The organism is Actinoplanes cyaneus (assembly GCF_016862095.1).
Taxonomy (GTDB): domain Bacteria; phylum Actinomycetota; class Actinomycetes; order Mycobacteriales; family Micromonosporaceae; genus Actinoplanes; species Actinoplanes cyaneus.
This window is the reverse complement of sequence record NZ_BOMH01000051.1, coordinates 135110-155422: the sequence shown is the minus strand read 5'-3', so window position 1 is coordinate 155422 and position 20313 is coordinate 135110. Positions and strand designations below refer to the sequence as shown.

The 20313-nt window shown below is 71.3% G+C and carries 21 protein-coding genes; 12 read left to right on the top strand and 9 right to left on the bottom strand.

The window, feature by feature from the left end:
* Positions 1 to 98 precede the first annotated feature (98 nt).
* Positions 99 to 347 (top strand): SCO4226 family nickel-binding protein, encoded by a 249-nt coding sequence (locus tag Acy02nite_RS32960; RefSeq protein WP_203749371.1) that lies wholly within the window; start codon positions 99 to 101, stop codon positions 345 to 347.
* Between the two features lie 60 nt (positions 348 to 407).
* Here the strand turns inward: Acy02nite_RS32960 and Acy02nite_RS32955 are convergent, their stop codons facing one another.
* Positions 408 to 1352, bottom strand: coding sequence for a dioxygenase family protein (locus Acy02nite_RS32955; protein ID WP_239175430.1), 945 nt, complete (start codon positions 1350 to 1352; stop codon positions 408 to 410).
* A 147-nt stretch (positions 1353 to 1499) separates the two neighbouring features.
* On the opposite strand from Acy02nite_RS32955, the gene Acy02nite_RS32950 reads away from it, so the two are divergent.
* From Acy02nite_RS32950 to Acy02nite_RS32940, 3 genes are read left to right on the top strand one after another with little or no spacing between them, the layout of a single operon-like run.
* On the top strand, positions 1500 to 2036 hold the full coding sequence (locus Acy02nite_RS32950) for an ArsR/SmtB family transcription factor (protein ID WP_203749368.1): 537 nt from the start codon (positions 1500 to 1502) through the stop codon (positions 2034 to 2036).
* Positions 2036 to 3292 (top strand): MFS transporter, encoded by a 1257-nt coding sequence (locus Acy02nite_RS32945; protein ID WP_203749365.1) that lies wholly within the window; start codon positions 2036 to 2038, stop codon positions 3290 to 3292. The genes Acy02nite_RS32950 and Acy02nite_RS32945 overlap by 1 nt, the downstream gene beginning before the upstream one ends.
* Positions 3293 to 3305: 13 nt before the next feature.
* The gene (locus Acy02nite_RS32940) at positions 3306 to 4553 is read left to right on the top strand and encodes an ABC transporter substrate-binding protein (RefSeq protein WP_203749362.1); all 1248 of its coding nucleotides are present in this window, start codon (positions 3306 to 3308) and stop codon (positions 4551 to 4553) included.
* A 334-nt stretch (positions 4554 to 4887) separates the two neighbouring features.
* Here Acy02nite_RS32940 and Acy02nite_RS32935 read toward each other — a convergent pair whose 3' ends face one another.
* From Acy02nite_RS32935 to Acy02nite_RS32925, 3 genes are all read right to left on the bottom strand, one after another.
* Positions 4888 to 7617, bottom strand: coding sequence for a putative bifunctional diguanylate cyclase/phosphodiesterase (locus tag Acy02nite_RS32935; RefSeq protein WP_203749347.1), 2730 nt, complete (start codon positions 7615 to 7617; stop codon positions 4888 to 4890).
* 86 nt (positions 7618 to 7703) lie between these two features.
* Positions 7704 to 8348: a response regulator transcription factor gene (locus Acy02nite_RS32930; protein ID WP_203749344.1), complete on the bottom strand. Its 645-nt coding sequence runs from the start codon at positions 8346 to 8348 to the stop codon at positions 7704 to 7706.
* A 1-nt stretch (position 8349) separates the two neighbouring features.
* Positions 8350 to 9399, bottom strand: a complete 1050-nt coding sequence (locus Acy02nite_RS32925; protein ID WP_203749341.1) for a sensor histidine kinase — start codon at positions 9397 to 9399, stop codon at positions 8350 to 8352.
* Between the two features lie 124 nt (positions 9400 to 9523).
* Between Acy02nite_RS32925 and Acy02nite_RS32920 the strand changes: the two genes are divergently transcribed.
* Positions 9524 to 10045 carry a hypothetical protein gene (locus Acy02nite_RS32920; protein ID WP_203749338.1) on the top strand — a complete coding sequence of 174 codons (522 nt, stop codon included), beginning with the start codon at positions 9524 to 9526 and terminating at the stop codon, positions 10043 to 10045.
* 108 nt (positions 10046 to 10153) lie between these two features.
* Here the strand turns inward: Acy02nite_RS32920 and Acy02nite_RS32915 are convergent, their stop codons facing one another.
* The 3 genes from Acy02nite_RS32915 to Acy02nite_RS32905 all read right to left on the bottom strand — a co-directional run bounded on the left by Acy02nite_RS32915 (position 10154) and on the right by Acy02nite_RS32905 (position 12566).
* Positions 10154 to 11119, bottom strand: a complete 966-nt coding sequence (locus Acy02nite_RS32915; RefSeq protein WP_203749498.1) for a DNA polymerase domain-containing protein — start codon at positions 11117 to 11119, stop codon at positions 10154 to 10156.
* 200 nt (positions 11120 to 11319) lie between these two features.
* Complete coding sequence (locus tag Acy02nite_RS32910) at positions 11320 to 11694, bottom strand: hypothetical protein (RefSeq protein WP_203749335.1); 375 nt, start codon at positions 11692 to 11694, stop codon at positions 11320 to 11322.
* Positions 11695 to 12131: 437 nt separating this feature from the next.
* Positions 12132 to 12566 (bottom strand): TIGR03618 family F420-dependent PPOX class oxidoreductase, encoded by a 435-nt coding sequence (locus Acy02nite_RS32905; RefSeq protein ID WP_203749332.1) that lies wholly within the window; start codon positions 12564 to 12566, stop codon positions 12132 to 12134.
* Positions 12567 to 12665: 99 nt separating this feature from the next.
* Here Acy02nite_RS32905 and Acy02nite_RS32900 point away from each other — a divergent pair, with 99 nt between their 5' ends.
* Positions 12666 to 13577: a TIGR03619 family F420-dependent LLM class oxidoreductase gene (locus Acy02nite_RS32900; protein ID WP_203749319.1), complete on the top strand. Its 912-nt coding sequence runs from the start codon at positions 12666 to 12668 to the stop codon at positions 13575 to 13577.
* Positions 13578 to 13590: 13 nt separating this feature from the next.
* Entirely contained in the window at positions 13591 to 14226 is a 636-nt protein-coding gene (locus tag Acy02nite_RS32895) for a carbohydrate-binding protein (protein WP_239175429.1), read from the top strand.
* On the opposite strand, the gene Acy02nite_RS32890 is transcribed toward Acy02nite_RS32895, so the two are convergent.
* Positions 14223 to 14627 carry an Hsp20/alpha crystallin family protein gene (locus tag Acy02nite_RS32890; protein ID WP_203749315.1) on the bottom strand — a complete coding sequence of 135 codons (405 nt, stop codon included), beginning with the start codon at positions 14625 to 14627 and terminating at the stop codon, positions 14223 to 14225. The two genes, Acy02nite_RS32895 and Acy02nite_RS32890, sit on opposite strands and share 4 nt — an antisense overlap.
* Before the next feature lie 232 nt (positions 14628 to 14859).
* Here Acy02nite_RS32890 and dinB point away from each other — a divergent pair, with 232 nt between their 5' ends.
* From dinB to cobF, 4 genes are all read left to right on the top strand, one after another.
* Positions 14860 to 16035, top strand: a complete 1176-nt coding sequence (gene dinB / locus Acy02nite_RS32885; RefSeq protein ID WP_203749312.1) for a DNA polymerase IV — start codon at positions 14860 to 14862, stop codon at positions 16033 to 16035.
* Between the two features lie 68 nt (positions 16036 to 16103).
* Positions 16104 to 16607 (top strand): RNA polymerase sigma factor, encoded by a 504-nt coding sequence (locus Acy02nite_RS32880; RefSeq protein WP_203749300.1) that lies wholly within the window; start codon positions 16104 to 16106, stop codon positions 16605 to 16607.
* The gene (locus Acy02nite_RS32875; RefSeq protein ID WP_203749298.1) at positions 16600 to 17868 is read left to right on the top strand and encodes a WD40/YVTN/BNR-like repeat-containing protein; all 1269 of its coding nucleotides are present in this window, start codon (positions 16600 to 16602) and stop codon (positions 17866 to 17868) included. Before Acy02nite_RS32880 ends, Acy02nite_RS32875 begins: the two co-directional genes overlap by 8 nt.
* Positions 17869 to 18032: 164 nt before the next feature.
* Complete coding sequence (gene cobF / locus Acy02nite_RS32870) at positions 18033 to 18785, top strand: precorrin-6A synthase (deacetylating) (RefSeq protein ID WP_203749297.1); 753 nt, start codon at positions 18033 to 18035, stop codon at positions 18783 to 18785.
* A 107-nt stretch (positions 18786 to 18892) separates the two neighbouring features.
* Here cobF and Acy02nite_RS32865 read toward each other — a convergent pair whose 3' ends face one another.
* Positions 18893 to 19723 (bottom strand): sigma-70 family RNA polymerase sigma factor, encoded by an 831-nt coding sequence (locus Acy02nite_RS32865; protein WP_203749296.1) that lies wholly within the window; start codon positions 19721 to 19723, stop codon positions 18893 to 18895.
* 83 nt (positions 19724 to 19806) lie between these two features.
* Here Acy02nite_RS32865 and Acy02nite_RS32860 point away from each other — a divergent pair, with 83 nt between their 5' ends.
* Positions 19807 to 20265: a carboxymuconolactone decarboxylase family protein gene (locus Acy02nite_RS32860; RefSeq protein WP_203749295.1), complete on the top strand. Its 459-nt coding sequence runs from the start codon at positions 19807 to 19809 to the stop codon at positions 20263 to 20265.
* The last annotated feature ends 48 nt before the right edge of the window (positions 20266 to 20313 follow it).

Below are 20313 nucleotides of genomic sequence, written 5' to 3'. Positions count from 1 at the left end.
GACCCCGCCTTCCTAGGTGTTATGACCGATGTCCGACGGCGCCGTCCGCCGCACGCTGTACTGGTCAGGCACCACGCCGCACATCGAGGGGAAATGCGATGGCCAAGTTCATGGACGTCCACGACGGATTCGTCGGCGTCACCGCGGAGCAGCTGAACGCGGCGCACGAGGCGGATCTCAAGATCGAGGGCGAGGAGGGGGTGCACTTCGAGCGCGCCTGGCTCGACCCGGAGGCCGGCAAGGTCTTCTGCCTCAGCACCGGCCCGAGCAAGGAGGCCGTGATGCGCGTGCACGAGCGCGCCGGCCACCCCACCACGCAGGTCTTCGAGCTCACTGCCGAGGTCTGAGTGGAGGGACCGGGACGCGGGTTCGCGTGGGGGCCGGCCCGCGTCCCGGTTTCCGCACCGTCACCAGCTGAACGGGTTCCACCAGTGCCGGGTCTTCTGCTCGGTGGTGGCCGCGGTTGCCGTCGCGGTCGCGCTCGGCGCGACAGGCGGCCCTCCGGCCGGCGGCGTGCCGCCACCACCGCTCTGCTCGGTCCCGGCCGGGTCGACGGCGGCGGTCAGCGACGCCGTGAAGCCGGCCGCGACGCTCCCGGTGACGGTCGCCAGTTCCCGGGCCGCCGAGTCGTCCCCGAACACGTTGTCGGTGGCCAGGCTGACCTGGCTCAGGTTCGTGACGCTCTTGCTGTAGCCGTCGGTCGCGTACACCAGGTCGGCGATGTCCTCCGGGATCGCGATCTGTGAGGTCTTCACGATCGGGCCGTCCCCGCTGGTCGCGTTCGCGAGCGACGAGTAGACCTCGAAGTGGATGTGCGGCCAGCGCCCCGAGTAACAGGCCGGGAAGATGCTGGTGAAGGTGGCCGTGCCGGTCGTGCCGGTCTCCTGGATGCCGCGCAGGTAGTTCTCGCCGGTGATCCCGGTGGAGTAGAGGGAGTAGTTCCCGTCCCGGTCGCAGTGCCAGGCGTAGACCGCCGCCCCGGCGACCGGCGCGCCCGCGAGGTCCACCACGGTGATCGAGAACTCCAGCGGGACGCCGTCGGCCACGGTCGCCGACGTGCCGAACGACGACCGGATGTCGCTGCGCACGATGCCAGACTCGGTGCGCACGTCGACGCCGTTGGAGCCGTCCGCCGGGTACGGCCCCGCGGTCTCGGTCTCGATCTCCGCCAGTTCCGCCGCGGCGGCCGGTCCGGCCGTGCCGATCAGCGTGCCGGTGACCACGGCGGCCGCTCCGGCACCGCCGATCAGCGTCAGCATCCGCCGCCGGTTCATCGTGCCGAGGTCGAACGCCAGGCCCTTGTCGTGGACCTCACGCACGTATGCCGCGTTGTCCCGTTCCTGCTCCGTCACGGTGTGCCGCCTTCCTGAGATGGTGCTGAACAGCGAAACATCGAGGCTTGTGCGAGCCCTGTCAGGTGTCTGTGCTCGTGATAAGCCGCTCCGGCATATAGTAAAGAGGTGTTGCGCAACAACTCTTAACCATGGCAGGCTCGGGGCATGGCTGAGATCAAGGACGAGGCCGCGCTGCGAGCCGTCGCCCACCCCCTGCGCCGCCGACTGCTCGACGCGCTGCGCGTCGACGGCCCGTCGATGCCCAGCGCGCTGGCCCGCGCCACCGGGCAGGCGGTCGCCAACGTGAGCCACCACCTGCGGGTGCTCGCCGAGGCCGGGCTCATCGAGCCCGCGCCCGAGCTGGCCCGCAACCGCAAGGAGCACTGGTGGCGGATGGCCGATCCCCGCATCTCGTGGAACCCGGCCGACTTCACGCCGGAGGCTGCCGACGCCGCCGACGCGATCGGCCTGCAGCGGCAGCTCGACCTGATCCGATCCTGGGTGGGCAGTCCCGCCTCCCGCGACGAGCCGTGGGGCACCAGCGCGTTCGCCACCGACGCCTGGATGCGCCTCTCCCCCGAGGAGCTGGCCGAGCTGGGCGAGGAGATCAACGCGCTGTTCGCGAAGTACCGGGGCAGGCCCGAGCGCGAGGATCGCGAGCCGGTCTTCGTGCTGGGCCGCGGATTCCCGGCGAGGCCGTGATGTCGTCGCTCCTCGAGGACAACGACTTCCGCAAGCTCTGGGGTGGCCTGACCGTCAGCCGGGTGGGCAGCGCGGTCGCCGCCGTGGTCACGCCGCTGATCGCCGTGCAGGAGCTGCACGCTGACGCGCTCACGGTCAGCCTGCTCACCGCCGCGGCGTGGCTGCCCTGGCTGCTGATCGGGCTGCCCGCCGGCGCCTGGGTGGACCGGCTCGCGAAACGTCCGGTGCTGCTGGCCTGCGACGCGGTGAGCGCGGTGCTGGTCGCGAGCGTCCCGCTGACCGCCTGGCTCGGCCGGCTCACCGTCGTCCACCTGCTGGCCGTCGCCCTGCTGACCGGGGTCGCGACGGTGTTCTTCGAGATCGCGTACACCGGTTACCTCCCCGCCATGTTCGGCCCGGATCAGCTGATCCGGGCGAACGCGCTGGCCAACGGCAGCGACTCGGCCGCGCAGATCGCCGGCCCGGCACTGGGCGGCGCCCTGGCCGCGGCGGCCGGCGCGGTCACCGGCCTGGCCATCGACGCGGCCAGCTTCGCGGTCTCGTTCCTGAGCCTGGCCGCGATCCGGCGCCCCGAGCGGCCGGTCGCCCGCGCGGCCCGGCAGAGCATCACCCGGGAGATCCGGGCCGGCCTGCGCTGGCTCGGGCGCGACCGTTACCTGCGCAACCTCATGACGCACGGCGCGATCAGCAACCTCGCCCTCAACGGGTACGGTGCGATCACCGTCGTCTTCCTGGTGCGCGAGGTCGGCGTCGGCACCGGCACGGTGGGGCTGTTGCTCTCCGCCTCGGGTCTGGGCGGCGTCGCCGCCGCAACTGCCGTGCCCTTTCTCGTACGGCGTTTCGGCGCGGCCCGGGCGCTGCGGACCGTCAAGGCGGCGGGCGGGTGCGCGTCGCTACTGCTGCCGTTCACCTCCCCGGGCGCGGGGCTGATCGCGTTCGCCGTCGGGAGCGCCCTGGTCGCCGCGTTCGTCGTGGCCGGCAACGTGATCGCGGGGAGTTTCCGGCAGGCGTACGTGCCGTCCGGCCTGCTCGGGCGGGTGCTGACCGCGATGCAGTTCGTCAACTACGGCACTATCCCGGCCGGGGCGGTGCTCGGCGGGGTGCTGGCCACGGCGTACGGCAGCCGGGTCGCGATGGTCGTGATGACGGTGACCTATGCGTCGACCGGTCTGATCATTCTGCTCGGCCCGTTCCGGGGGCGCCGGGAACTGCCGGATCCGGTCTCCTCCGGTGCGGCGCTTTCCACCGCTCGGTAATACTCTGGGCGGCATGCGCATGGTGGCCGTTCTCGCAGCAGCCACGCTGCTGGCCGCCTCCGCCTGCGGTTCCGGTCACGACGACCCGCCACCGCCGAGCACCGTCGAGGTCTTCAGCTGGTGGGCCGAGGGCGGGGAGAAGGCGGGGCTGGACGCATTGGTCGCCCGCTTCGGCACGGACTGTCCCGGTCAGCGCTTCGAGAACGGGGCGGTGGCCGGCGGCGCCGGGGTCAACGCGAAGCAGGCGCTGACCGAGCGGATGGTCCGCCACGACCCGCCGGACACGTTCCAGGCGCACGCCGGTGCGGAGCTGCTCGACTACATCGACGCGGGCCAGGTCGAGGATCTGACGGCGTACTACGCCGACTGGGGCCTGCGCGACGTGCTGCCGGCCCGGCTGATCGACGACCTGACCGTGCGCGACAAGATCTACTCGGTGCCGGCCGACATCCACCGCGCGAACGTCGTCTGGACCAACCCGTCCGTGCTGGCCGGCGCCGGGATCACCACCCCGCCGAAGGATCTGCCGGCCTTCCTCGGCGACCTGGCCAAGCTCAAGGCCGCCGGGGTGGAGGCGCCCCTCGCGCTCGGCCGCGACTGGACGCAGCTGATGCTGCTGGAGTCGGTGCTGATCACCGACCTGGGCGCGGACCGGTTCGCCGGGCTCTTCACCGGGGCGACCGACTGGAAGGGCGCGCCGGTCACCAAGGCCATCGGTGACTTCGCGACCCTGCTCGACTACGGCAACCCGGACCGGGACTCGCTCGACTGGCCGCAGGCCGAACGGCTCCTGATCGACGGCAAGGCCGGGTACCAGCTGATGGGCGACTGGGCCGCCGCCGATCTCACCGCCAAGGGCTTCCCCGGGTACGGGTGGTTCACGTTCCCCGGCAACGGGAACACCTTCCAGTGGCTCGCCGACTCGTTCACGCTGTCGACCGGAGCCACCAACATCGGCGGGACCGAATGCTGGCTGAAAACGGTCAGCTCGGCGGCCGGGCAGCAGGTGTTCAACGAGGCCAAGGGGTCGATCCCGGCCCGCACCGACGTGCCGGCGGCCGGCTTCTCGCCGTACCAGCAGTCCGCGATGACCGACTGGAAGTCGGCTGTGCAGGTGCCGTCGTGCGCGCACGGGTCGGCCTGCTCGCAGGGGTGGCAGAGCGCGGTGAACGCGGCTCTGCGCGCCTACTCGGCCGCTCCCGACGCGGGGACGCTCCAGGCCGCGCTCGCCGACGCGGCGACCCGGTTCATCCGCTCCTGACCGCGCGGACCCCCGGCCCACTCACCTGGGCGGCACGACTCCCGGTTGGTGGCTGGCACTCACCGTGGTCATTCGTGCCTCATGACCACGGTGAGTGCCAGCCGACGCCGCGCCCGGCCCGCCCACCGAAGCAGCGCGGCTCACGGTTTCCGGCTGGTCCTCATGGGCGTTATTCATGCTTCATAACGCCCATGAGGACCAGCCGGGACCTGGGGCGCGGGGCGGGCTGGGCCGTCGGCCGACCTTGCGGAGGTTCACGGGCGGAACCAGTGCGGAGCTTCCGGGCGGGCGGCTCATCTTCGTACCGGAGAATGACTTTGATCTTCGGGGTTTGTCAGGCGGGTGTCTCCATCATCGCGGCACCCTCCAGGAACAGGCGACCGGCGTCGGCGGCGGGGACCGGGCGGGAGAAGTAGTAGCCCTGGGCGAAGCCGCAGCCCATCTCGCGCAGGGCCGCCAGCTGGCCGAACTCCTCGATGCCCTCGGCGACCGTGGACATGCCGAGGCTCTTGCCGAGGCGCACGATCGTGTCGGTCAGGGCGGTGTCGCCGGCGAGCATGCCGAGGCGCTCGACGAACGAGCGGTCGATCTTCAGCGTGTCGACCGGGAAGCGGCGCAGGTAGGCCAGCGACGAGTAACCGGTGCCGAAGTCGTCGATGGCCAGCGTGAGGCCGAGCGCCTTGAGGCGGACGAGCTGCTCCAGGTTCGCCTCGGTGTCGGTCATCAGCACGGACTCGGTCATCTCCAGGCAGAGGCGGTCGGCCGGCATGCCGGTCTCGGCGAGCACCGCCGCCACCGTCTCGGTGAAGTCGGGCTGGTCGAACTGGCGGACCGACACGTTGACCGACATCTTCAGCGGGCGGCCGCCGGCCGCGTTGCTCCACTCGACCGCCTGGCGGCAGGCCTCGCGCAGGACCCAGAGGCCGAGCGGCACGATCAGGCCGGTCGCCTCGGCGATCGGGATGAAGTCCAGCGGGTTGATCATGCCGCGGGTCGGGTGCGGCCAGCGGACCAGCGCCTCGAAGCCGACCACCTGGCTGGTGTCCAGGTCGACGGTGGGCTGGTAGTGCAGGCGCAGCTCCTGGTTCTCCAAGGCGGCACGCAGGTCGTTCTCCAGCTCGAGGCGCTCGATGAGCCCGTCGCGCATCTGCGCGCGGTAGCTGGTGCAGCCGCTGCCGCCGGCCGCCTTCGCGTGGTGCATGGCCAGGTCGGCGTTGCGCAGCAGCTGCTCGGCGCGGTCCTCGTCGTCCTCGTCGAGCAGCGACGCCTGGGCCAGGCCGATGCTGGCCCGCACGTGGATGTTGCGCGCGCCGACCTCGACCGGCAGGTCCAGGTCCTCCAGGATGCGGCGGGCCACGAACTCGCCCTCCTCGGCCGACGCGGTCTCGATCAGCACCGCGAACTCGTCGGCGCCGAAGCGGGCCACCACGTCCTCGGCCCGCACACAACCCTTGATCCGGTCGGCGACCTCGACCAGCAGCTGGTCGCCGGCGAGGTGACCGAGGCTGTCGTTGACCCGCTTGAAGCCGTCCAGGTCCAGGTGCAGCACGGTCAGGGCGACAGTCCGCTCCAGCGCGGCGGCGGCCCGGTCGCGGAACAGCGCGCGGTTGGCGAGCTGCGTGAGCGAGTCGTGGTACGCCTCGTGGATCAGCTGCTCCTGCAGCTCCTTGCGCTCGCTGATGTCCCGCGTGTTCAGCACGAAGCCGCCCACGTGCGGGTCGTCGACCAGGTTCGTGACGATCATCTCGGACGGGCGCTTCCGGCCGTCCTGGTGGGTGTGCACGATCTCCAGCGTCACCGAGGCGAACGGCCGGACAGCGACCTGGCGCATCGCCTGGGCCAGCCGGACCGTCACCTCGGGCGCCAGCAGCTCGGTGTAGTGCCGGCCGACGAACACCTCCGAGGGGTAGCCGAACACCCGCAGCATCGACTCGCTCTGGAAGATCACCGAGCCGTTCGCGTCGATCACCGTCACGACATCCGAGCTGTGCCGGATCAGCGCGTGGAACTGCTGCTCACGGGCGTGCAGCTCGGCGGTCCGCTCCTCGACGCGGGTCTCCAGGCCACGGTTCAGGTCACGGTTCTCCAGCAGCGTGAGCACCTGCCGGCCGATCAGCAGCGCGATCAGCAGCGACCGGCTCCACGCCACGAACGGCGTGCTGTGACCGCTGACCAGGTGGAACATCGCGCTGACCAGGAGGGCCGCGCCGACCGCGACGTACGGCGCCATCACGCCGCCCATGCGGATCCGTGAGCTGAACTCGCTCGTCAGCGGCTCGGCGTCCTTGGGACGGGCGGCCCCGACGATGACCAGACCGAAACCGATCATCCAGCCCAGGTCGACGAACGAACCGGCACGGTAGTCGTCGATCATGCCGAGGTACGCGTATCCGATGTCCGAGGCCGCGAAGCCCGCCACCCCGAACCCGAAGAACAGCAGGTCGGCGGAGCAGCGGAAACGCGCCCGCCGCCGCGGCAGCATGTAGCCGATCATGGTGGCGATCACGATGTCGCCGAGCGGGTAGAGCAGCTTGAGGTAGAAGCCGGCCCCCTGGTGACTCGTGCCGATCCGCGGGTCGACCACCAACACCCAGCTGACGATCACCAGCGAGGTGGCGACCAGCAGCCCGTCGAGGACGCCACGCGCCCGGTTGGCCAGCGGCTGCGACCCGCTCGGCAGGATCAGCAGGCCGATCGGGAGCAGGAGCAGCATGCCCAGGTACCCGGCGTCCGCCCAGGACGGGACGGCCAGGTCACCGCCGTGCGGGAAGTACCGCGCCAGGGTGTACGCCTGACCGGCGCCCCAGCTCAGCAGACCGGCGCCGAGAACGGCCCAGCCCCAGCGATGCCGGCCGGAATAGCGCCGGCTGCGCCACAGGCAGGCGCCCGCCGCCACGAGCGGCAGGACGGTCAGCGCCCAGGTGGAGATGTCTTTGGCCACGTCGGGACCGCCTACTCCAGCGCCGATCAGCACGGCGAGAACGGTGAGCACCGAGGCGACGGCGAGGCAGACCCGCAGCCACGGACGGATGTCCGCCCGGCCCTGCGCGTTGTTGAGAGTCACTCGACGCCTCCCGCTCTCGGATTGTGATCTCCCCGAGCATCGGGCCGCGCGGTGGCAGCATGAGGAGGAGTGCGGGTGCAAAGCGGTTATACGAGGCCGTCCTGGTAGGCCACGATCACCAGCTGGACCCGATCGCGGACGCCGAGTTTGGTGATCGCCCGGGTGATGTGCGTCTTCGCGGTCAGCGGGCTGATCACCAGCGCAGCGGCGATGTCGTCGTTGGAGAGGCCGGACGCGACCAGCTTCACGACCTCACGCTCGCGCTCGGTGAGGACGGCGAGCCGGTCGTTCCGCGACGCCCGGGCCGGACGGCCGGTGAACTGCCCGACCACCCGCCGGGTCACGCTCGGGGAGAGCAGGGCGTCGCCGGCCGCCACCACCCGGACCGCGGTGCGCAGGCCGTCCGGGTCGATCTCCTTGGTCAGGAAACCGCTGGCGCCGGCGGCGAGGGCCGCGAAGACGTACTCGTCGGTCTCGAACGTGGTGAGGATGATGATCCGGGTGTCCGGGTTCTCCTCCAGGACCCGCCGGGCGGCGGTGATGCCGTCCAGCCCCGGCATCCGGATGTCCATCAGGATCACGTCCGGCCGCAGGGCGCGGGCGGTGCGGATCGCCTCGTCGCCGGTGGACGCCTCGCCGACCACCTCGATGTCCCTGGCCCGGCGCAGCAGACTGCGGAACCCGGCCCGGACGAGCTGCTGGTCGTCGGCGAGGAGCACGGTGATCGGCATGTCATCCCTTGGCGATCGGCAGGCTGGCCCGCACCACGAAACCCTGCTCCGCCGGGGCCGCCGTGAGCGCCCCGCCGAGCGCGGCCACCCGCTCCCGCATCCCGGCGATCCCGTGCCCGTCGACGACCTGCCCGGCGCCCCGGCCGTCGTCACGGACGTCGACCAGCACGCTGTCCGGCGCGTACCGGACGGTGACCGTCGCCCGCGTCGCCCCGGCATGCCGGACCGTGTTCGTCAGCGCCTCCTGCACCACCCGGAAGACCGCTGTCCCGACCGGCGCCGGCACCTCCACCGGGTCGCCGAACTCGTTCAGCGTCACCGGCAGCCCCGCCGCGCCGACCTGCTCGCAGAGCCGCTCCAGGCTGGTCAGGCTCGGCAGCTCGCCCTCGCGCAGCACGCCGACCAGGGACTTCAGGTCGGTCATCGCCCGGCCGCGCACCTGCTGCGCGAGCCGCAGCGAGGCACGCGCCTCGTCCGGGTCGTCGTCGAACGCGTCGAGCGCCACGTTCAGGTGCACGCCGACCACCGCGAGCGTGTGCGAGACGACGTCGTGCAGGTCCCGGGCGATCTCGACGCGCTCCTCGACACGCCGGCGACCGAGCTGGAGCTCCTGCCAGCGCCGGTTGTTCCGCCACGCGATCGCCACGGCCAGGGCCGCGCTCACCCACAGCATCTCGCCGCCCAGGTGCGCGAAGACCCAGTCGGTCCCGTGCCGGGCCGTCGAGAAGTCCCAGAGCAGGCCGTAGGTCAGCACGAACCCGCTGGTGAGCACTGCGGTGCGCACGCGACCGGCAAGAACGGTGGCGACCGCGGCGGCGGTGGCGGGCCAGACCCAGCCGGCCCCGATGAGCTCGGCGCAGCGCCAGGCCGAGACGGTCAGCGCCGAAATGATCAGCACGCTGCGCGGCCATCGGCGGGCCGCGAGGACCAGGCCCGCGAGAAACGTCGCCAGAGAGACGGTCATCACAGTCTGCGAGTTGGCGTCGGTCATGGCGAGGCCGGCGGGAACCCCGACCAGGGTGGCGGCGGCTCCGAGATAGATGAAGTTCATGCTCAGGACGCTAGGAGCCGAAGGGTTCCCGGCGCGTCGTGCATACGCTGTCACCCGGATGGACTCCTCCCGCGTACGAGCTACACCGTTCGATGTATACGGTCCCGCTGGTTAAGGTAATCGAGTGACCGCCGCGGAACTGCTCGCCGCCTCCGGCCGCTTCCCGATCGCGCCCGGCCTGACCGATTCTGAACTCACCGACCTCGAGGCCGAGTTCGGCTTCACCTTCGCGCCCGATCATCGCGAGTTCCTCGCGGCGGGGCTGCCCACCGGCATCGGCTGGCCCGACTGGCGCGGTGGTGACCGGTCCGCGCTCCGGGCGGCGCTGACCGCGCCGGTCGAGGGCGTTCTCTTCGACGTGGCGGAAAACGATTTCTGGTACGAGGGGTGGGGTCCGCCGTTCGGCGATCGCGTGTCGACGGCACGCGCGGGGTTGCTGATCGCGCCCCGGATGATTCCGCTCTACGCGCACCGGTACCTGCCGGCCGCCATCCCGGGGCATCCCGTGCTGTCGATCTATCAGACGGATGTGCTGTGCTACGGCGCGGACCTGCTGGACTGGCTGAACCGGGAGTTCGGCCTCGGCGAGCCGGCGAAGCGGCCGGTGCGGCCGACAGTGCCGTTCTGGAGCGCCCTGGCCTCCTGAGTCAGCTTTCCGGGGCCGCGCTCGCCGCGGGGCCGGCCTCCGTCGCAGGGCGGGCCCTTCGCGGGGCCGGCCTCCGTCGCAGGCCGGGCTCTTCGCGGGCCGGTCAGTTCAGTCGGCTTCCGCGGCTCGCTTGGCTCTGGCTCGCCGTTTTCCCTCGTGCATCGCCTGGACCCGGGCCACCGGGATGGTGTGCCCCTCCGCGATCAGCCCCGCGTCCAACTCCTGAGCCGCCGGCATCGCGTCCGCCCAGGGGTCGCCGTCCTTCACCAGCCCGGGCGCGGTGTGGATGGTGAAATCGGCCGGGGTCACGTCGTCGAGATCATCCCAGGCCACCGGGAACGACACCGGCACGCCCGGCCGGATCCGCGGGCTGTAGGCCGCCGCCACGGTCGCCCCGCCCGCCCGGGTCGCGTCGAGGAACACCTTCCCGTGCCGGTCCTCCCGGATGAACGCGGTGGTGGCCAGCTCCGGGCCGATCCGCTCGGCGCGCGCCGCGACAGCCCGCTGAGCAGCGGCGACGTCCTCCGGTGCGGGGTCACCGGCCAGCGGCACGAAGACGTGCACGCCTTTGGAGCCGCTGGTCTTCACGGCCCCGCTCATCCCGGCGTCGGCCAGCGCCTGACGGACCAGCCGCGCCGCCCGCACCGCGAGGGCGAACCCGCCACCCTCCGGCGGATCCAGGTCCATGATCAGATGCGTCTGCCGGTGCGGTGTCTCGGCGAGGGCCAGCGCCGGGTGATATTCGACGGCCCGCTGATTACCGAACCACAGCAGCGTCCGCCGATCGTTCCCGAGCGCGTAGACCACCTCACGATGCGAGGCTTCCGCCCAGACCGACGTCCGCGGCACCCAGTCCGGCGTGTACTTCGGCAGATTCTTCTGCATGAACTGGTCCTGACCGCGCAGCACCCGGATCACCGAGAGCGGCCGCCCCTGGAGCACCGCGATCAGCCGCCCGGACATCACGTCGAGGTAGTCGACCAGGTCCCGCTTGGTCGCCCCGGCGCCGGGGAAGAGCTCCTGGTCCAGATTGGTCAGCGCCACCCCGTCACGCTCGTCCTTGACCGGCCCCACGCTCGCCTTCCGCACCTTGGCCTGCCCCGCGCTCGCTTTCCGCGGCGCTTTCACCTCGGCCTCTCCCGCGCTCGCTTTCCGCGGCGCTTTCACTTCGGCTTCTCCCGCGCTTGCTTGCGCCGGCGCTTTCGCCTCGGCCTGCCCCGCGCCCGCTTCTCGCGGCGCCTTCCGACGGTCCTGGTCCTCGGCCATGCCGTCCATCATCCACCGGGACAGCGGGTGTCGCCGCCGCTGAACTCGACACAGTGCGAAGTCGTCTGCGTAGGCACCACGGCTGCCGGCTTCGTGATCGCTCCCGTTTCCTGCAGCCCTTTGACCGCCAGCAGGCCACCGAGGACCAGCCCGCCGAGCGCCAGCACGGCACACACCCCCGCGTAGATCGTCTGCCCGCCGAGCGCGCCGATCACCGTCGCCGCCAGAGGAGCCGCAACCAGCAGGAACGCGCACCCCAACAGGAAGGCACCGCCGCGCGCCGAATGTGCCGGAGCCGCATCCCCGAAGGTGAACAGATCCCGCATCCCCAACAGGAACAGAACGATCGAGCCGACCGCCCACACGCCGAGCAGCATCGACATCCGCCGCACGACCGGGCCCTGGCCCCACCCTGCAGTCTCCGTCATCGATGTCACGCCCGGATCCTAGGCGATGTTTCGCAGTGCGGCCCGGGGCTGCGGCGTGGCCCAGAGCACGCCTGGCAGCGGCCGCGAAAACCGCCTAGGGCCTGCTCGCGAACCGCTCCGCAAGGTCACGATGACGAGCCACCGCCTTGGCATGATCCTCTTCGGTCACGTTCAGCCCCGGCGTGAGCTCGACGCCGGGCGACATCCGGAACAGGCTCCCGCCAGCAGCACACACCCGGCTACAGCGGTGAGGGCGATCAGCCGGGTGCGAGCTTCGATTCCCCGTAACCGCATGCGCGGCATCGTAGTGCGACCGGTCATGCTCGCCGGCGAACTGCGGAGCGGCCTGGAAGGAGCCGCCGGCAAGCCAGGAGGCAGCAACGGGCCGAGCCCTATGGGTAGATCCGGGTCGGGCGGATCAGGACCGCGGTGCGGCGCTCGGCGACCATCGCCCGGTCGTAGGCGTCCCAGTCGTCGTGCGTCCCGCCGGCCGCGGCGAAGATCTCGCGGAGCAGCAGACGCAGGCGCTCCGGGTCCAGCCACGGCTGGGGATCGTCCGGCCCGGCCAGCTGCGCCCGCCCCTCGACTGTCGCGTACCGCCATCCGCTGCGGAACGCGACGGCGAGATCCGGCCGTTCCCGCAGGTTGCGCAGCTTCACCGGGCCGTAGGTCACGAACGCCAGCACCGGCTCCCCATCCTCCGGGTGGCCGACCAGACCAGTGTTGACCAGGCTGGACTGCACGGTTCGGTCGGCCCGCGCGGTGGACACGATGGCCAGGCCGGTCTCGTTCCGGCTCAGCTCCCAGGCATCGGCGAGTGTCGTCACGCCATCAACCTACCCGCCCATCAGGCGTACGCAGGCCGGAGCGGCCCGGGCCAGGGCGCAGCACCAGGTGAGCCACGGGACAGGGCCTACCCTTCTCCCATGCTGATCAGTTTCGGTTGCCCGGTGTCGGGCGCATGGGCGCGGCCGGAAACTCTGACGTCGATCGCCCAGCGCGCCGAAGCGCTCGGCTATCACGGGCTCTGGGCGTTCCAGCGCCTGCTCGTCGGCGAAGAGCAGGACCTGGCGCCGAGCTATCAGAGCGTGCTCGACCCGATCGTCGCGCTGGCCTGGGCCGGGGCTGCCACCTCCCGGATCCGGCTGGGCGTCTCGGTGCTCAACCTGCCCTACGTCGCGCCGGCCGTGCTCGCCAAGCAGGCCGGCACGCTGGATCTGCTCACCGGCGGCCGCTTCGACCTGGGGCTGGGCACCGGCTGGTCGGAGCCCGAGTTCGTCGCCACCGGCGCGGATCCGAATCCGCGCGGCCGCCGCACGGAGGAGTATCTGGCCGCTCTGCGCACCCTTTTCACCGACGAGGTGGCCGAGTTCGCCGGTACGTACTATCGCGTGCCGCCGAGCCGCATGCTTCCGCGACCGGCGCAGGCCGGTGGCCCGCCGATCCTGCTGGGTGGGACCGCGGAGGTCGCGCTGCGCAGGGCGGGCCGGCTGACTGCCGGGTGGGTCAGCAGCAGCCGCGCGAGTCTGGCCGACATCGAGCGCGGCGCGCGGACCGTCCGGGAGGCGGCCGCCGAGGCCGGGAAGGATCCCGATGACGTACGGATCGTGGTGCGAGCCGTGGTCCAGCCGGGCGACCGGAATCCGGCGATCCCGCTGTCCGGTTCGTGGGCGGACATCCGTGCCGGCGCCCAGCGGTACGCCGAGGCCGGCGCCACCGAGCTTTTCTACGAGCCGAACTGGGACCCGAGAATCGGCGGCCCGGACGCAGATCCGCAGGTAGCGGCACAGTTGGGCACCGAGATGATCGAGGCTTTGGCTCCGGCGGATCCCGTCTGATTACCCTTGCCGGGTGACTCAGCCAACTCCGACCGTCTATCGCACCCGCAGCTGGACGAACCGTAACCGGGCATTGATCGGCGCGGGAGGCCTCGCCCTGCTGCTCGTCGGTTACGGCCTGGGCCGCTGGCAGGACTCGCCGTCGCAGACCCCGGCCGCGGCCGCCGAGCAGCAGCCGGTGACGCCCTCTACGGCGCCGTCGTCAGCGCCGGCCGAGCCGACGCCGACCACACCGGCTCCGACCCCGGTGAAGTACCAGGTGCTGCAGGCCGAGTCGGCAAACGAGTTGGCCGGCATCCAGGCGCAGGACACCGAGGACACCGGCGGCGGCCAGAACGTCGGATGGATCAGCCGCGGCGATCACCTGCGGTTCGACAGTTTCGTCTTCGGTGACGTGCCGGCGACGAAGGCGAAGTTCCGGGTCGCGTCCGCCGCCGGGGTGTCCGGCCGGGTGCAGCTCCGGCTGGACACCCCGGACGCCGATCCTGTCGGCGAGCTGTCGGTGAGCAACACCGGCGGGTGGCAGACCTGGCGTACCGATATCGCGGCGTTGACGCCGGTGACGGGCACGCACACGGTCTACGTCACGTTCACCGCGCCTGACGACAGCGAGTTCATGAACGTGAACTGGATCCAGTTCGACCACTAGGCCTGAGCCGCGGTGACCTCGATCTTGCGGGGCTTGCGCTCCTCCAAGACCGGGATGCTGAGCGTGAGCACGCCCTTGTCGTACTGCGCCTCCAGCCGGTCGGTGTCCAGCTTGTCGGAGAGCTGGACCTGGCGGCTGAACGCGCCGACCGGGCGCTCGGCGACCACGTAACGGACACCTTCGCGCTCGGCGCGGGTGCGCTCGGCGCGGACGGTCAGGACCTTGCCGTCGACGGTGATGTCGATCGACGCCGCGTCGACGCCGGGCAGGTCGATGTCGATGAAGAAGGTGTCGTTGTCCCGGTAGGCGTCGAGGCGGGCGCCGGCGGTCCGGCTGGAGCTCTCGAAGACCCGGGCGGTCAGACGCTCGAGGTCGCGCACGGTCGGGGTGGTGAGCAACATGGGTGGTTCCTCGTTCCTTACTTGAGCGTAGGTGACTCAAGTCTGGAAACCGGGAATCCCGCTCCGCGATTCCCGTCAGGCGCGCGGTGTGACCACCGATACCCCAGGCCTGGCCGATACGCATCTTCGCAGGTCGAGCAACGGGGAGAGCATCTGGCCCCCGGCCGCCTCCAATACGGCGGGCCGCCGCGCCGGGCACCGCTCTTCGAACATATGTACTAGGCTCGTCGGCGTGATCCTCCACGCTGACCTGGACTCGTTCTACGCGTCGGTCGAGCAGCGCGACGACCCCGCGCTGCGCGGCCGGCCCGTCCTGGTCGGCGGCGGCGTGGTGCTCGCCGCGTCGTATGAGGCGAAGGCCTTCGGCGTGCGCACCCCGATGAGCCTCTCCCAGGCACGGGCGCTCTGCCCGCACGCCATCGTGGTGCCGCCGAGGATGAGCGCCTACTCGACGGCCAGCAAAGCCGTCTTCGACGTGTTCCGGGACACCACGCCGATCGTCGAGCCGATCTCGATCGACGAGGCATTCCTCGAGGTGGACGGGCTGCGGCGGATCAGTGGGACGGCCGAGGAGATCGCCCGGCGGCTGCGAGCGCAGGTGCGGGCGCGGGTCGGGCTGCCCATCACGGTCGGGGTCGCGCGCACCAAGTTCCTGGCCAAGGTCGCGAGCGGGGCCGGCAAGCCGGATGGTCTGCTCGTCGTGCCACCCGGCGCCGAGCTGGAGTTCCTGCACCCCCTGCCGGTGGAGAAGCTGTGGGGCGTCGGGCCGAAGACCGCGGCCCGCCTGCGCGAGCGCCAGATCCACACCGTCGGCCACGTCGCCCGGGTCGGCGAGGCCGCACTCGTCGCGATGCTCGGCCCACACGCCGGGCGGCACCTGCACGCGCTCGCGCACAATCACGATCCGCGCCGGGTCACGACCGGCGGGCGGCGCGGCTCGATCGGGGCGCAGTGCGCGCTCGGCCGCGGGCAGCGCACGTTCGACGAGGTGGAGGCGGTGCTGGCGGCGCTCGTCGACCGGGTCACGCACCGGATGCGCGGGGCACACCGGGCGGGGCGGACCATCACGGTGCGGCTGCGTTTCGACGACTTCCAGCGGGTGACCCGCTCACGCAGCCTGCTGAAGGCGACGATGCAGACCGGCGCGATCCTGCGTGCGGCAGTGGAGTTGCTGCGCGAGGCCCGCCCGCTGATCGACCAGCGCGGCCTGACACTGGTCGGCGTCGCGGTCAGCAACCTGGACGGCGACGGCGCGGTCCAGCTGGAGCTGCCGTTCACGCCGCCCCGGGAGGACGGCTTGGACGCGGCCGTCGACCGGGTGCGTGACCGATTCGGCGCGCTCGCCCTGCGCCGCGCCGACATGCTGGGCCGCGAGCTGCATCCCTCCGTCCCGATCCTTCCGGATTGAAAACTCGTGTGTAACCTGGCCCGCTCGCCGGGAGTCGTACGGGTGACCCCATTCCGGCAGGAGAGCCCTTGAACCCCGATCTCGATCTTCGCGACCTGTACGCGGCCTCAGCGGGCCGCCTCGTCGCCCAGATCTACGGCATGACCGGCGATTTCGCCGAGGCGCAGGACGCCGTGCAAGAAGCGTTCGCCCGAGCGGTCGCCAAACCGGCCGCCGTGCGCGCCGCGACCAACCCGGAGGCCTGGCTGTTCAAGGTCGCCTCCAACATCGCCCGTTCCCGGCACCGCCGGCGAGCGCTGTTCGACCGCATCGCCCGCTCCGGCCGGCTGACCAGCGCCGATGCTGCCCCGGCGCTCTCCCCCGACCACGTCGCCCTGGTCACCGCATTGCAGCGACTGCCCCGAGCCATCCGCGAGACGGTCGTCCTGCACCACATCGCCGACCTCCCCGTCACGGAGGTCGCCGCGGTCCTCGGCATCACGGCCGACAACGTGAAGATCCGGCTCTTCCGGGGACGCCGGGCGCTGGCCGAGTTCCTCCGCGACACGGAGAGGAAGAACAGCCATGTCTGAGCCGGACCCCATCGACTTCCGCGGCTTCACCACCGCGGTGGCCGCCGCCGCCAAGCCCGATTTCGCCGACGTCGTCGCCCGGTCGGCCCGTCATCGCCGGCTCCGCACCTGGCTCAGCGCCGGGTTCGCCGCCCTGGCCGTGGCGCTCGGGAGCGGGACGACGGCGATCGCGCTCACCGGCGATCACCCGTCGCCGAAGCCCTCGCCCACACCGACCGTTCAGCCCTGGCACACCACGATCCCGAAAGCCGGCGACGAACCGAAACCGCAGCCGACGTACACAGAGACGCATGGCGCCTGGGACGTCACCGTGCGGGACAAGCCGCTGACCGGGATGTATCCCGAAATGGCGGCTGGTGATCTCGACCACCTGTACCTGCACTATCAGGACTGTGCCGTCACACCCTGCCGCCAGATGCTGGCTACCACCGCCGACCGCGGGCGCACCTGGCGTAAGGTGCCGATGCCGGCGGCACCGCCCGGGCAGAAGGGCCCGGGCCTCACGATGGCGAGCGGCACCACGGTCCTGGTGGGAGCCGGCCCACGCATCCCGAGAGGGACTGCTTTCGACTCGAGCAAACTCCCCGATCCGTTGTTCTGGGCCAGTACCGACGCCGGGATGACCTGGCAGCGGGCGAACGTGCGAGCGGTCGATGCCCTGCCCTCGGGCTGGCCGGTCCTCCAGACGATGAAGGGACTCCTGGCCGTCGACCCGGCCACCGGCGATGTGGCGACCCTCGAGCTCAGCGGCCACGGACCCAGGCGGACGATTCTGCCGACCCCTCCCGCGGCCGGAATCTGGACGATGACGACAACGGGGCTCCAGGTCAGCCAGGACGGCGGCCGGACCTGGGACGAACGGCCACTGCCGCAGTCCGCCGGCGGCGGGTCACCGGTGCTGGCCACGGCCGACGGCCGGACCGTGCACGTGGCTCGGGAGGTCCGGGGTGGCGGCATGTCGCTGCAGGTCAGCACCGACAGCGGGCGCACCTGGGAAGCTCGGGCCACGCTCGATCTCGATGGTCCCTTGCTGACCCTGCTGGCGATCGACGACCGCACCCTGCTCGCCATGGGCGTGCACGGGACCTACCGCAGCTCCGACCAAGGACGCACGTTCACTCGGGTCGGCCCGCCGCTCGGGTCTCGCGCACACGCCATTCCGGGCGGCTTCACTGTTCCGACCAACAACAACGAGTACAGCGCCTGGGTGTCACCCGACGGCGCCGAGTGGACCTACGTCAAACGACCTTCGGTCCCCTGACCCGTCGCGAGCGGCTCGCCCTTCGACGGGGGAGGGTGAGCCGCTCAACGCGGACAGCCCGGCGGCCACTCACCGCGCGACCGCGGGAAGTGGATCAAGGCCGGTGCCGCAGACTCAGGGCAGCCGCGGGAAGTGAGTGGAGCCCGGTGCGGCAGACTCAGGGCGTGCGGAAGATCTACGTGATCGGGATCGGTGCTGGCGACCCGGACCATCTGACCCTGCAGGCGGCCAAGGCGATCGGCCGGACGAACGTGTTCTTCCTGCTCGACAAGGGCGAGACCAAGCAGAGCCTGATCGACCTGCGCGAGCGGATCATCCGGGCGTACTCACACCCGCACAAGCGGATCGTCGAGGGCCGCGACCCCGACCGCGACCGCACCCCGGCGGACTACACCGGGACGATCGCCGACTGGCGCACCCGCCGCTCCCAGGTGATCGAGGACCTGATCAGCCAGCATCTCAAGGACGACGAGACCGGCTCCTTCCTGGTCTGGGGTGATCCGTCACTCTACGACTCCACGATCGCCATCCTGGAGGAGATCCTCGACAGAGGAGAAACGACTTTCGCGTACGAGGTCATCCCCGGCATCAGCAGCGTCTCCGCGCTCGCCGCGAAGCATCGGGTCGGGCTGAACCGGGTGGGTCAGCCGTTCCAGATCACCACCGGGCGGCGTCTCGCCGAGGGCTGGCCCGAAGGCGTCGACGACGTGGTGGTGATGCTCGACGCGCAGCAGGCGTTCACGAAGTATCCCGACGCGGACATCTTCTGGGGCGCCTATGTCGGCACCGAGGACGAGCTGCTCGCCTCGGGCCGGATCGCGGACGTGGGCGACGAGATCGTCCGGACCCGCTCGGAGGCCCGCGATCGGCACGGCTGGATCATGGACACCTACCTGCTCCGCCGCCCCGCCGAGTGACCGTCTCCCGGCTGGCTTTCACGGTCGTCATGAGGCACGAACAACGACCGTGAGAGCCAGCCGGACCATGACCGCCCGGCGGGGTCCGGGGTCCGGCGGCGGCCGGGTCAGTTGAGCAGGTCGATGGTGACGGACTCGTCCGGGTCCACGATGGCGTCGATGGCGATGATGCGGTCGCCGGCCACCGTGAAGGCGAGCGCGATCCGCGCACCCCACGGCGTGTTCACCAGCGCACCGGCGATGCCGTCGATCGTCGCCGGCATCGCGCCGTGCGCACGCCCGGCGAAGAACCGTGCCGCCTGCTCGGCCGGCGTGCCGTCGCCCAGCCGCGCCGCACCATCGCCCATCCGCAGGGCGACGTCCGGGTCGAGCAGCCTGAGCAGGCCCTCGAAGTCGTCGCCGCGCGCCGCGGCCAGGAACGCGTCGACGATCTCCCGCTGACGGGCGAAGTCCGCCGCGCCGGCCGGTGAGCCGCCGTGCACGCGCCGCCGTGCACGGCTGGCGAGCTGCCGTGTGGCCGCCGGGCTGCGCCCCACCACCGGCGCGATCTCGTCGAAGGAGACCGCGAACAGGTCGTGCAGCACGAACGCGAGTCGCTCGGCGGGGGTCAACGTCTCCAGAACGACCAGCAGCGCCACTCCGACCGAGTCCGCCAGGAGCACTTCTCGTTCCGGGTCGGCCCCGCCGGGCAGCTCGACCGGTGGCTCCTCGCGGCGGGTGGCACGGGAGCGCAGCATGTCGAGGCAGACCCGCCCGACGACGGTGGTCAGCCAGGCCGGCAGGTTGTCGATCGTGTCGCCGCCGGTCCGGTTCAGGCGCAGCCACGTCTCCTGCACGGCGTCGTCCGCCTCGGCGCCGGAGCCCAGCATCCGGTGCGCCACCGCACGCAGCCGTCCCCGGTTGGCCTCGAACTCGGTGGCCAGCAGATCGTCACTCATGTCGCTTCTCCTGTCACATTCTCGCGATCCCACGCGTCACGTGGTCGACGGAGCAAGTCGCACGGATGTGACAGGAGAATGTCATGGGAGCACGCCTCACCAACCGGACCGGGCCGCAGGACGACGTGGTCAAGGCGGTCAATCTGCTCTACAAGTCGGCGTACTCGGCCGGGGTGCCGAGCGTCGTGCTGGAGCTGGTGCACCTGCGGGCCAGCCAAATCAACGGGTGCGGGCCCTGCGTCGACTCGGGTGCGAAGGGGCTACGCAAGGCCGGCGAGACCGACGATCGGCTGTTCGCGGTGCCGGTGTGGCGCGAGACGCCCTACTTCACCGAGCCGGAGCGGGCCGCGCTCGCGCTCAGCGAGTACGCGACCCGGCTCGCGGACAGCCCCGACCCGGTGCCGGACGCGATCTGGGACGAGGCCGCGAAGCACTTCACCGAGGAGCAGCTGGGGGCGATCGTGTTGTGGATCGCCACCACCAACTTCTTCAACCGGATCAACGTGACCACGAAGCAGCAGGCCCCGATGAACTGGGGTTAGGCGGCGTTTCGCGGTGCGGCCGCAGCCCCGGCCGCACCGCGAAGCACG